Origin of the sequence: Micromonospora sp. CNB394 (assembly GCF_000374985.1) — a bacterium.
Lineage (GTDB): Bacteria > Actinomycetota > Actinomycetes > Mycobacteriales > Micromonosporaceae > Micromonospora > Micromonospora marina.
On record NZ_KB895846.1, the window covers coordinates 50912 to 62579 of the forward strand.

Here is an 11668-nt window from a genome sequence, read left to right on the forward strand (position 1 = left end):
GCAGACGGCAGGGGCGGGATGGTCACCCATCCCGCCCCTGCCGCGGTGCGTTATGTGGACGGCCCTCATGGGCCGATGGAGGACGACGGTCCGACGAACGCCGCAAGCGTAATGGCGTCGCCAGCTCATTGGGCGGTGCTCAACCAGGTCGCCGCCGACCTGTTACCTGCCTGCTCGGGGCCCGGATCGGTGGTGTCGCGCGGGCAGGCTAGCCGCCGGTGATCACGCGGGTGAAGAGCCCCGGCCGAAGCTCCACCGGAAACGGGCGGAGCTCCGGCCGCACGACGGTCCCCGACCGGCCGAACGGCCGAACCCGGTCAGTTGACCTCGACCAGCGGCAGCGACTTCCCGGCACCGCCGCCGGGCAGGGCGATCGACGAGAAGTGCGAGACCACCCGCTCGTCGCTCGGGTCGTCGGCGGGCGTGTGGTGCACCGCGAGCCGGTTGTAGAGCGTGTCCCGCTGGGCCGGGATCCGGTCGGCGGACCGGATCATGCCGATCAGCTCGTGCAGGTTGGACCGGTGCCGGGCGCCGGCCGAGGAGATGACGTTCTCCTCCAGCATGATCGAGCCGAGGTCGTCCACGCCCATGTGCAACGCGAGCTGCCCGACGTCCTTGCCGGTGGTCAGCCAGGACGCCTGAAGGTGCGGCACCGTCTCGAAGAACAGCCGGGCCACCGCGACCAGGCGGAGGTATTCCAGCGTGGTCGCCTGGGTGCGGCCCTTGAGGTGGTTGTTCTCCGGCTGGTACGTCCACGGGATGAAGGCCCGGAAGCCGCCGGTACGGTCCTGCACGTCGCGGATCATCAGCAGGTGCTCGATGCGCTCGGCGTTCGTCTCCCCGGTGCCCATCATCATGGTGGCCGTCGACTCCAGGCCCTGCCGGTGCGCCAACTCCATGACCTCCAGCCAGCGGGCGCCGGACTCCTTCAGCGGCGCGATCGCCCTACGCGGCCGGTCCGGCAGCATCTCGGCACCGGCACCGGCGATCGAGTCCAGGCCGGCGGCCTTGATCCGGGCGATGGCCTCGTCCAGGCTCACGCCGGAGACCTTCGCCATGTGCAGGATCTCGCTCGGGCCGATCGAGTGGATGGCGAGCTGCGGGTACGCCTTCTTGACCGAGGAGAACAGCTCCTCGTAGTACTCGACGCCGTAGTCCGGGTGGTGCCCGCCCTGGAGCATGACCTGGGTGGCGCCCAGCTCGACCGCCTCGCCGCAGCGGCGCAGGATCTCCTCGGTCGGGTGGGTCCAGCCCTCCTTGTGCCTGGGGGCCCGGTAGAACGCGCAGAACTTGCACGCCGTCACGCAGACGTTCGTGTAGTTGATGTTGCGATCGATCAGGTACGTGACGATGTTGTCCGGGTAGCGGCGCCGCCGAACCGCGTCGGCCGCCTCGCCAAGCGCGTGGAAGGGCGCGTCGGTGTAGAGCAGCAGCGCCTCCTCGGGCGTGATCCGCCCGCCGTCCGCGCCGCGTTGCAGGATGTCGTCGATCTCCCGGTTCGCCGTCACATCCCCGAGCGTACGTCGCGGGCCCGACGGCGGGAAACGCCACTCCTCACCCGGTGACGGGAGACCCACCCGGTCAGGGCATGCCGGGACTGGCCACCGGCAGCCCGATCGCCTTGGCCGCCTCCAGCAGCCGCTTGTCATACGTGACGAACGCGACGAACTCCGCCGCCGCCTGCCGGGCCAGGATCTCGGCGGTGGCGAGGTGGACCGCGTCCAGGCTGCGCAGCATCGGCTCCGGATACGCGCCCGCTGTCGCCCGGACCGTGGCGTCGATCTCGACCCGGTAGAGACGCCCCAGCACCGAGGGGACACCCACCAGCGCCTGTGGAGCGGCACGGCGCAACGCCCGTGGCACCTCCACCTCGACGAGAGCCGACGACACCAGGGCGGTGCCGGCGCGCTCGTTCAGCCAGCCGAGCAGATCCGGCGTCTCCGCCTCCCGCCGCAGCATCTTGATGACCGCTGCCGAGTCGAGATAGATCACCAGCGCTCCTCGTCGCGCGCCTCGACCAGCGCGGCCGCCGCGTCCACCGTGGGATCCCCGAGCACCGGCGGCATCGGAACCGGACCGGTCGTGGTCGGGGCCGTGGCCCGGCCCTCGGCCACCAACCGGCCGAGGAGCGCGTCGCCGGCCAGCACCGGGACCAGGCGGGCGATCGGCTCACCCCGATCGGTCACCTCGACCGTCTCACCGGCGCGCACCCGCGCCAGCACCCGGCTGGTGTGCTGGTTCAGCTCCCGGACGGCGATCTGCTCCATGAGCCAAGTGTAGGACGCAACGTTCTACGCGTCACGGATGGTGGTCGACCCGCCGCCGGTGATCTCACCGGTGGCACCCTACGCGTCGTAGTCGACAGTCAGTTCGTCGGTGACCGGGCTGGACTGGCAGGTCAGCACGTAACCGGCGGCCACCTCGTCGGGCTCCAGCGCGTAGTTGCGCGCCATCGTCACCTCACCGGCCGTCACCTTGGCCCGGCAGGTCGAACACACCCCGCCCTTGCAGGCGTACGGCAACTCACCGCGCACCCGCAGGGCCGCGTCGAGCACCCGCTCGTCCCGGCCCATCGTGAAACTGGACGAGCGCCCGTCCAGCAGGATCGTCACCTCGGTGCCCGCCCCGGGCCGGTCGGCCTCGCGCCGGACCGGCTCCGGCGGGGCGTCGACGTGGAACAGCTCGGTGTGCACCGCCGCGTCCGGCACACCGCGACCCGCGAGCACCGCCTTGGCGTCCACCACCATGCCGTACGGGCCGCAGAGGAACCACTCCTCGATCTCGGCGCCGGGTACGACGGTGTCGAGCAACCGGGTCAGCCGGTCGGCGTCGATCCGCCCGGACAGCAGCGCCGACTCGCCCATCTCCCGGGACAACACGTGCACCAGGTGCAGCCGGGCCGGATAGCGGTCCTTCAGGTCGGCCAGCTCCTCGGCGAACATCACCGTGTTCGCCGTGCGGTTGCCGTACACCAGCGTGAACGTGCTGCGCGGCTCGGTGGCCAGCGCGGTCGCGGCCAGCCCGAGGACCGGGGTGATGCCGGAACCGGCGACCACCGCGCCGTACCGGCGGACCCGGTCCGGGGTGAACGCGGAGGTGAAGTGGCCCAGCGGCGGCAGCACCTCGACGGTGTCGCCGTCGCGCAGCGCGCCGCAGGCGTACGCGGAGAACGCCCCACCCGGGACCTCACGCACCCCGATCCGCAACCGGCCGTGCCGGGCCAGCTCGTCCGGGGTGGAGCAGATCGAGTACGACCGGCGCACCTCCTCGCCGTCGGCGTCGGCCGGGCGGCGGACGGTGAGGTGCTGCCCGGCGGAGAACGCGAACGTCTCGCGCAGCGCCTCCGGTACCGCGAACGTGATCGACACCGAGTCGTCGGTGAGCCGGTCCACGGCGGTGACGGGCAGCGGGTGGAAGACCGGCCGGCGGCGCACCGGCCGGGTGATGGTGACAGTCACAGCGCCTTCAGGTGGTCGAAGGGTTCGGAACAGGAGCCACAGCGCCACAGCGCCTTGCACGCGGTGGAGCCGAAACGGCTGATCTGCGTGGTCTCCGGCGAGCCGCAGCGCGGGCAGCGCACGGCCAGGGTCAACGGCACCACCGTGCCGTCGCCGCGCGGCGCGGGCGGGGCGATGCCGGCGGCGGCGAGCTTCGCCCGACCGGTGTCGGAGATCCAGTCGGTGCTCCACGCCGGATGGTAGACGGTGCGGACCTCGGCGTCCGGATGCCCGGCGGCGGCGAGCGCCCGGCGGATGTCCGCCCGGATCACGTCCATCGCCGGGCAACCGGTGTAGGTGGGGGTGATGGTGACGACGACCCGGCCGGTGCCCGGTTCCTCGTCGACCGCGCGCAGGATGCCCAGCTCGTCGATGGTGACGACCCGGATCTCCGGGTCCACCACCACCGCCACGGCCTCCCTCGCGCTTCTCACCAGCGCCACCCTCCGTTCGCGACTGCGGGGCTCCGCTCCGCTGCACTCCTCGCGCTCACCAGCTTGCTCCGGGGTGGGCGCGGTGCAGCACCTGCATCTCGGCGAGGAGGTACGAGAGGTGCTCGGTGTGCAGGCCGTCCCGGCCGCCACCCGGTGCCCAGCCGGTCTCCGGCCGGGTCAGCGTGGCCTCGTCCAGCACGGCGGAGACGGTGGCGTCGAAGTCGGCCCGAAGGGTGGACGGGTCGACCGGCGCCGCCGGGTCCGGGGCGAACAGCTCGTGGACGTACGGCCACACCTCGTCGACCGCGTCCTGCATGCGCCGGTGCGACTCCTCGGTGCCGTCGCCGAGCCGCTTCACCCACAGCGCGGCGTGGTCCAGGTGGTACGCCGACTCCTTGCGCGCCTTCGCCCCGACCGCCGCCAGCCGTTCGTCCGCGCAGCCGGCCAGCGCCGTGTAGAGCGGCGACTGGTACGCGGCCAGGAAGAACAGCTTCGCCATGGTCACGCCGAAGTCGCCGTTGGGCAGCTCGACCAGCAGGCAGTTGCGGAACTCGCGGTCGCCGCGCAGATAGGCCAGGTCGTCCTCGTCGCGGCCCGCGCCCTCCAGCTCGCCCGCGTACGTGAGCAGCAGCCGCGCCGCGCCGAGCTGGTCGAGGGCGATGTTCGCGAGCGCGATGTCCTCCTCCATCTCCGGCGCGCGGGAGGTCCACTCACCGAGGCGCTGCGCCGCGACGAGCGCGTCGTCGCCGATGGCGAGCGTGAAGTCGAGACTCATAGGTGGGCCGCCCCTTCGGGGACCTCGTAGAACGTCGGGTGGCGGTAGACCTTGTCGGCGGCCGGGTCGAAGAACGCGTCCTTCTCGTCCGGGCTGGACGCGGTGATCGCGCTCGCCGGCACCACCCAGATGGAGACGCCCTCCTGGCGGCGGGTGTAGAGGTCCCGGGCGTTGCGCAGGGCCAGCTCGGCGTCGGGGGCGTGCAGGCTGCCGACGTGGGTGTGCGACAGGCCACGGCGGGCCCGCACGAAGACCTCCCACAGGGGAGAGGACGCACCGCTCATGCCGTCTTGGCTGGGCATGCCCTCACGGCCCTCGCTTCGCTCGGTGCGTTCGCTCATGCCGTACTGGCTGGGCATGCCCTCACGGCCCTCGCTTCGCTCGGTGCGTTCGCTCATGCCGCTACCGGTTCCTTTCGCTCCGCCCGCTTCGCGGCGTACGCCGCAGCGGCCTCCCGTACCCACGCGCCGTCGGCGTGCGCCTTGCGCCGGTGCGCCATGCGCTCCCGGTTGCACGGCCCGTCGCCCTTGATCACGCGCATCAGCTCGGCGTAGTCGGGCTGGGTGTAGTCGTACGCCTGCCGCTCGTCGTTCCAGCGCAGGTCCGGGTCGGGGAGGGTGAGGCCGAGCACCTCCGCCTGACCGACGCACATGTCGACGAACCGCTGGCGCAGCTCGTCGTTGGAGAAGCGCTTGATCTTCCAGGCCATGGACTGGGCGCTGTGCGTCGAGTCGCCGTCCGGCGGGCCGAACATGGCCAGTGAGGGGTACCACCAGCGGTCCACCGCGTCCTGGGCCATCGCCTTCTGCGCCGGGGTGCCGTGCGCCAGCGTGTGCAGGATCTCGTAGCCCTGCCGCTGGTGGAACGACTCCTCCTTGCAGACCCGGATCATCGCCCGGGCGTACGGCCCGTAGGAGCAGCGGCACAGCGGCACCTGGTTGACGATCGCCGCGCCGTCCACGAGCCAGCCGATCGCGCCCACGTCGGCCCAGGTCAGAGTCGGGTAGTTGAAGATCGAGCTGTACTTCTGCCGCCCGTCGAGCAGCAGGTCCACCAGCTCGTCGCGGCTGATGCCGAGCGTCTCGGCGGCCGCGTAGAGGTAGAGGCCGTGCCCGGCCTCGTCCTGCACCTTGGCGAGCAGGATCGCCTTGCGCTTGAGCGACGGCGCCCGGCTGATCCAGTTGCCCTCGGGCTGCATGCCGATGATCTCGGAGTGGGCGTGCTGGGCGATCTGCCGGATCAGCGTCCTGCGGTACGCCTCGGGCATCCAGTCGCGGGGTTCGATCTTCTGGTCCGCGTTGATGACGTCGGTGAAGTACGCCTCGACGTCCTCGTCCGGTGCCGGACCGCCGCGCCGGGCCCGCGCCGCCGCCTCGCGCAGCGCCGCCTCCGCCGCCTCCACCTCGCCGAGCAGGCCGCCGCCCGGAGCGTCCTCCGGCGGGGCGAAGTCATTGCCATACATGCAGCCAGTGTTACAGCTCGCCACGGATGACACCAGAGGGTGTAACAGGTTTCGGGGAGCTACTGGCGTCACCGGGCGTGCACGCGCCGCCATCGGCCCTGGTAGCTGTGATGTCGATTACCTCAAGGTGAGGAAACCGCCCAAGAATGACAAAGGCGTTCAATATCTCACCCACCCGGCAAAGTCACGGGTGTCGAGACCTGGCATCAGGGCTGTCCGGAAGTAGACTTCCCCCCGGCAAACCGTTCGTCTTCATGATCGTCACCGTTCAGGCCACCATCCCCCGGCCTGTTGACGACCGGCGTCGAACTCATGCACAAGCGCCGGTCCCCCCGGCCAGACATCTGGAGCTCACCACTCATGCGACCTCGCGTGACCTTGGTGCTCGCCATCGTGGCGGTCCTCGTCGGCGGCGTCATGCTGGTGCCGGCCGCGTACGCGAAGCTCGCCGGCGGCAACGGCACGGGCGGCGTCGGCGGCGGCGAGCAGGTCCCGGCGCCGGCCCCGACCGCGCCGGCGACCCCGACGCTCGCCGACGCCCCGGTGTCGGTGAACTTCGAAGGCGAGTTCTTCTCCTGGGCTCTGATGGACCGGGAAACCGGCACCGTCACCGGCGCGGAGAACATGACCCAGACCAGCTCCACCGAGTCGATGCTCAAGGCCTGGATCGTCGCGGACTACCTGCGCCAGCTCGGCGACGAGCAGCCGACCGCCGAGCTCAAGAAGGCGGCGGCCCTGGCGATCCGGAACAGCGACGACGACGGCGCCAACCAGGTCTACCGGGCGGCCGGCGGCTCCTACGTGCCACAGCCGGGCGGCCGGCCCGACCCGGTCATCGCACGGGCGATCCAGATCTGTGGCCTGACCGACACCAGGCCCGGCAGCGTGCCCCAGTACAAGGGCTGGTGGAGCTTCACCGAGATGTCCCCCCGGGACGCGGCCCGCCTCGGCGACTGCATCGCCGACGGCCGGGCCGCCGGTCCCACGTGGACCAAGTGGCTGCTCAGCGAGATGACCAAGGTGGCCGGCAGCGTCAGCAAGCAGAGCGCGCGGTCCGGCGGCGGCCGCTGGGGCATCATCGACGGCCTGCCCGCGACGATCAAGTCGCAGGGCCCGGTGCACATGAAGAACGGCTGGACCCAGCTCGCCTACGACGGCAACTGGCACATCAGCTGCCTGGCGTTCACCGACAAGTGGAGCCTCTCCGTGATGATGCGGTACCCGGGCGGCTCCGGCCTGTCGTACGGCGCGAAGATGTGCGCCGCCGTCGCCACCCAGCTCGTGGCACCGCAGCCCGGCGCCGCGCTCAAGGTGCCGCAACAGCCGGTCGGAAAGCTCTGATGGCCGGCGCCCGGCGTCGGCCCGGCAGCTATCGGCGTCCGCTCGCGTTCAGCGCCCTGGCTGCGGTCCTCGTCGGCCTGCTCGGCCTCTCCCTGCGTGTGATTCCCGGCTCCCCGCTGGAGGCCACCGCGAACTCACGTCCCGCACCGACGAGCGAACGGTCCGAGCAGCAGCCGGTCGATCGCGGCGCGAAACCGCGGGTCGCTCCCTCGCCGTCGCTCGAACCGCTGCCGTTCGAGGCGAAGGACCTGGACAGCCTCAAGATCAAGGGCTGGTACGGCTGGTCCGTGCTGGACAAGCGGACCGGGAAGATCATCGGTTCGGCGAACATGGGTCAGACGAGCACTACCGCGTCGCTGATCAAAGCCTGGGTGGTGGCCGACTACCTGCGCCTGCGCGCCGAGGGCGGCAAGACTCCGAGCGAGGCGAAGCTGGCCGACGCCACGAGGATCATCCGGGACAGCGACAACACCCGGGCGCAGGAGTTCTACGAGAGCGTCGGCGGCTCGGACTCGATCGAGCGGATGATCTCGATCTGCAAGCTGACCGACAGCGAGGTCGCCTCCGACGGCGGCTGGAGCCGTACCGAGCTGTCCCCCCGGGACGCCGCCCGGCTCGGGCTCTGCATCGACGACGGCCGCGCGGCCGGGCCGAAATGGACCGAGTGGCTGCTCGACGAGATGCGCCTGGTACGCGGTTCCGGCGACTTCGGCATCCGCAAGGCGTTCCCGGCGGCCCAGCAGAAGGAGATCGCCATCAAGAACGGCTGGATCGACCGGGACAAGGAAGAGGAGTACCACGTCAACTGCCTGGCCATCGGCGACACCTGGACGATGGGCGTGATGCTGCGCACCCCGTTCGGCGTCGAGGGCGGCTGGGAGTACGGCATGGACGCCTGCGAACGGATCACCAAGGCGCTGCTGCGGCCCTCGACCTGAGCCATGCGGCCGGCAACCCGAGCCCCGCCCGGCGCGCTCAGCCCTGGAAGAACTCCGGGCCGCCGGCCGGCAGCGCCGGCACCTCCCCGTACGCCGCCGCCCGGCGGGCGAACTCGCGCAGCCCGGCCACCTGCCGCTCACCGAGCGAGAAGTCGAGCGCCCGGAAGTACGTGGCGAGCGTGGCCGCGTCGAACGTCTCCCAGCGGGCCGCCGCCTCCGCCACCTGGTCCAGCTCGGCCAGGCACAGGTCGCGCGAGCGCAGGAACGCCTCGTGCACCTCCTTGACCAGGCCCGGGTGGGCGGCGGCGAACTCGCGGCGGACCGCCCAGACGGCGAACACCATGGGCAGGCCGGTCCAGTCGTGCCACGCCTGGCCCAGGTCGGTCACCTCGAGGCCCTTGGCCGGGGCCTCGTAGAGCGCGCGCAGCGCCACGTCGCCGATGAGCACCCCGGCGTCGGCCTCCAGCAGCATCTGGGTCAGGTCCGGCGGGCAGCGGAAGTACTCCGGTCGCACCCCGTGCCGCTCGGCGAGCAGCAGCTGGGCCAGCAGCACCCCGGTTCGCGACGTGGAGCCGAGTGCCACCCGGGCGCCGTCCAGCTCGCCCAGCGGGCGGGTCGACACCATGTTCACCGAGAGCACCGGCCCGTCGCTGCCGACCGCCAGGTCGGGCAGGAGCAGCAGGTCGTCGGCATGCTTGAGGAACTCCACCAGCGTGATCGGGCCGATGTCCAGGTCACCGGCGACCAGGTCGGCGCTCAGCCGGTCCGGCGAGTCCTTGTGCAGGTCGACGTCGATCAGCGCGCCGGACCGCATCAGCCCCCAGTAGATGGGCAGGCAGTTGAGGAACTGGATGTGCCCCACCCGGGGGCGGGCGATGCGGTCGGCCATGATCCGACCGTATCGCCGTGGCCGCCACCCTGCCGCCGGGGGATCCGATCGAGTGGTGAACCCCGCACCCGACGGAAAGGAAGGGCCCCCTGTTAACGCCTCCGGTAGCGGAAGGAGCCCTTCTTAACACCAGCGGTCATGCGGCCCCCGCCGCCACGGCTGCGGCGGCAGGCGAGGCCATGGCGGCGGCGGCCCGCTCGGCGCGTACCGCCCGGCGCACCGGCCAGGCCAGCGCCGCCACCACGAGCAGTCCGGCCACGCCGCAACCGGCGACGAGCATGCGCGGGCCGGCCACCTCCAGGAGCAGGCCCCCGACCAGGTAGCCGCCCATCGCTGCGCCCTGCGCGGCCGCGCCGAAGACGGCGAACGCCCGGCCCCGTGCGGCCTCCGGCACCCGTCGCGCCAGCAGCAGGTTGTTGAAGACGTTGTCGCCGCCGTTGCCCACGCCGCCCAGCAGCCAGATGGGCACGAGCAGCCAGGCCGAGGGGACCGCCGCCGAGACCAGCACCGCCAGGCCGCAGCCGCCGAGCAGCACCAGCCCGGCGCCCAGCAGCGCGCCGTCGTCGGCGAGCCGCCGGGCGACGCGGGCGAACAGCCACGCGCCGAGCACGATGCCGAGCGTCCAGGAGCCGGTGACCAGCCCGTACACGGTGGCGCTGCTGCCGAGCGTCTCGCGGATGAAGAAGACCTCGATGACGTTCACCGCGCCGACCGCGCCGATCACCGCGGCCACGCTGCCGACCATCACCGTCAGCAGCGGGTCGCGCCGGAACCGCCACGGGGGCGCCACCGCGGTGGCGGTTGCGGCCGTCGCCCGGCGGCCACCTCTGCGGGTACGCACGAGCAGCCCGGCAACCACCAGCGAGAGATAGCTGAGCGCGCCGAGGAGCAGCGGCACCCGGGTGCCGAACTGGCCGACCAGGAGCCCGGCCAGTGCCGGTCCGGCGAGTGCGCCGAGCGTGCCGGCGGTCTGGTTGAGCGCGCCGGCCCGGGGCAGGTCCTCCGTCCGCACCATGACCGGCACCAGCGCGGAGATCACCGGTTGGGAGACCGCGAGGCCGGTGGCGAGCAGTGCCACCAGAGCGATCACCAGCGCCGGGGCCTGGGCGTACGCGAGCGCCAGACAGGTCGCTCCCTGGCCGGCCCCGGTGGCGATCAGCAGCACCCGGCTGTCCACCCGGTCGGCGAGCCGGCCGGTCAGGGGCGCGAGCACCACGAGCGGCAGCGTCGCGGCCAGCAGCAGCCCGGAGACGGCGAGGCCGCCGGCCCCGGCGGACTGGAGCGCGAGCGTGAGGGCGCTGGTGACGAGGAAGTTCCCGCAACTGGAGATGCCGCGCGCGGTGGCCGCGAGCCAGACGTCCGACCAGCGCGACGGGACAGTTGTGAAGGACACACTTCGAAAATAATCCTTCACAAATGCCGGGTGCAACCCCTCAGTCGAGGGGCATCGCCCGGTACTGCGTCGCCACCGGCCGGGCCCCGGCCGGTGGATCGGCCCGGGTCCGTCGCCGGTACGGCTCCATCAGCGCCTGGATCGCCTGATTCAGCTCGGTCAACTCCCCGGCGGTCATGAGCAGCACGCTGTCGCTGAACCAGGTCGCCGCGTACCACTCCGGCGACTCGTCCGGCGCACGGCGCAACCACTCCCGGACCCGCTGGGCGTCGCGGACCAGGTGCGCCTCGACCAGGGCCGCCTCGGCGGCACGCGCCTCCGGATCGGCGTCCGGCCCCGCTTCGACGTGGTACGACGGATTCACCGCCTGCCACACCCGCTCCCGGGCGTCACCCCGGCCGGGCGCCTGCCGGACCAGCCCGAACTTCGCCAGCTCCCGCAGGTGGTAGCTGGTCGCGCTCGGCGACAGCCCGGCGATCTCGGCGCACTCGGTGGCCGTCGTACCGCCCTCCAGCGTGCCGAGATGTTCCATGATCGCCATGCGGGCCGGATGAGCGAGCGCCCGCATCACCTGCGGATCACTGATCGTCACCCGGCTGCCGCCGGGAAGCGCCTCGGTCATACCGCAATGATCCCGCGTCCGAGGACGCCGGGATCCAGCGGTGCAACCCATCGGATCAGGCGACCTCGAGCTGCTCGTCACCGAAGTCGGCGATCAGCTCGAGGGTGCCACCGAGCGCGCCGATGTAGCGCGCGAGCACCTCCTGGTCGCGACGTTGCCCGCAGAGCGGAGATGGATCGAGCGGATCGCCTGCCACCACGAAATTCGTTGGCGCGACCTGCCGGTGCTCCCGTAGCGTGGAGGGCCGCCCGACGGCCGCGGTGAGCATGCACCGCAGCGGACGTCCCCGCGCCGGGAGCAGGCCAACCGCCCCGGAC

Annotated in this window: 14 protein-coding genes; 2 read left to right on the forward strand and 12 right to left on the reverse strand. The window is 71.9% G+C overall.

The genetic code is table 11. The annotated features are described in order from the left end of the window. Positions 1 to 317 precede the first annotated feature (317 nt). The 8 genes from mqnC to paaA form a co-directional block, all read right to left on the reverse strand. Entirely contained in the window at positions 318 to 1508 is a 1191-nt protein-coding gene (gene mqnC, locus C569_RS0121465; protein WP_018787814.1) for a cyclic dehypoxanthinyl futalosine synthase, read from the reverse strand. A gap of 73 nt (positions 1509 to 1581) precedes the next feature. Then, the gene (locus C569_RS0121470) at positions 1582 to 1992 is read right to left on the reverse strand and encodes a type II toxin-antitoxin system VapC family toxin (RefSeq protein WP_018787815.1); all 411 of its coding nucleotides are present in this window, start codon (positions 1990 to 1992) and stop codon (positions 1582 to 1584) included. After that, complete coding sequence (locus C569_RS0121475; RefSeq protein ID WP_013283593.1) at positions 1989 to 2267, reverse strand: type II toxin-antitoxin system Phd/YefM family antitoxin; 279 nt, start codon at positions 2265 to 2267, stop codon at positions 1989 to 1991. Before C569_RS0121475 ends, C569_RS0121470 begins: the two co-directional genes overlap by 4 nt. Before the next feature lie 78 nt (positions 2268 to 2345). Then, positions 2346 to 3458, reverse strand: a complete 1113-nt coding sequence (gene paaE / locus C569_RS0121480) for a 1,2-phenylacetyl-CoA epoxidase subunit PaaE (RefSeq protein WP_018787816.1) — start codon at positions 3456 to 3458, stop codon at positions 2346 to 2348. Continuing rightward, positions 3455 to 3931 (reverse strand): 1,2-phenylacetyl-CoA epoxidase subunit PaaD, encoded by a 477-nt coding sequence (gene paaD / locus C569_RS0121485; protein WP_026268461.1) that lies wholly within the window; start codon positions 3929 to 3931, stop codon positions 3455 to 3457. The genes paaE and paaD overlap by 4 nt, the downstream gene beginning before the upstream one ends. Before the next feature lie 55 nt (positions 3932 to 3986). Next, a complete protein-coding gene (paaC, locus tag C569_RS0121490; RefSeq protein ID WP_018787818.1) occupies positions 3987 to 4706 on the reverse strand; it encodes a 1,2-phenylacetyl-CoA epoxidase subunit PaaC in 720 nt (239 codons plus the stop codon). Then, the gene (gene paaB / locus C569_RS0121495; protein WP_026268462.1) at positions 4703 to 5047 is read right to left on the reverse strand and encodes a 1,2-phenylacetyl-CoA epoxidase subunit PaaB; all 345 of its coding nucleotides are present in this window, start codon (positions 5045 to 5047) and stop codon (positions 4703 to 4705) included. Before paaB ends, paaC begins: the two co-directional genes overlap by 4 nt. A gap of 53 nt (positions 5048 to 5100) precedes the next feature. Then, positions 5101 to 6168, reverse strand: coding sequence for a 1,2-phenylacetyl-CoA epoxidase subunit PaaA (gene paaA / locus C569_RS0121500; protein WP_018787820.1), 1068 nt, complete (start codon positions 6166 to 6168; stop codon positions 5101 to 5103). A gap of 360 nt (positions 6169 to 6528) precedes the next feature. On the opposite strand from paaA, the gene C569_RS0121505 reads away from it, so the two are divergent. Together C569_RS0121505 and C569_RS0121510 are read left to right on the forward strand one after the other, a co-directional pair. After that, a complete protein-coding gene (locus C569_RS0121505; RefSeq protein WP_026268463.1) occupies positions 6529 to 7509 on the forward strand; it encodes a hypothetical protein in 981 nt (326 codons plus the stop codon). Further along, entirely contained in the window at positions 7509 to 8447 is a 939-nt protein-coding gene (locus C569_RS0121510) for a hypothetical protein (protein ID WP_018787822.1), read from the forward strand. The genes C569_RS0121505 and C569_RS0121510 overlap by 1 nt, the downstream gene beginning before the upstream one ends. Positions 8448 to 8484: 37 nt before the next feature. Here C569_RS0121510 and C569_RS0121515 read toward each other — a convergent pair whose 3' ends face one another. The 4 genes from C569_RS0121515 to C569_RS34465 all read right to left on the reverse strand — a co-directional run bounded on the left by C569_RS0121515 (position 8485) and on the right by C569_RS34465 (position 11619). Further along, positions 8485 to 9336 (reverse strand): menaquinone biosynthetic enzyme MqnA/MqnD family protein, encoded by an 852-nt coding sequence (locus C569_RS0121515; protein WP_018787823.1) that lies wholly within the window; start codon positions 9334 to 9336, stop codon positions 8485 to 8487. Positions 9337 to 9472: 136 nt separating this feature from the next. Further along, a complete protein-coding gene (locus C569_RS0121520; RefSeq protein WP_018787824.1) occupies positions 9473 to 10729 on the reverse strand; it encodes an MFS transporter in 1257 nt (418 codons plus the stop codon). 40 nt (positions 10730 to 10769) lie between these two features. Beyond that, positions 10770 to 11351 (reverse strand): helix-turn-helix transcriptional regulator, encoded by a 582-nt coding sequence (locus C569_RS0121525; protein WP_018787825.1) that lies wholly within the window; start codon positions 11349 to 11351, stop codon positions 10770 to 10772. Positions 11352 to 11406: 55 nt separating this feature from the next. After that, complete coding sequence (locus tag C569_RS34465) at positions 11407 to 11619, reverse strand: hypothetical protein (protein WP_018787826.1); 213 nt, start codon at positions 11617 to 11619, stop codon at positions 11407 to 11409. Positions 11620 to 11668 lie beyond the last annotated feature (49 nt).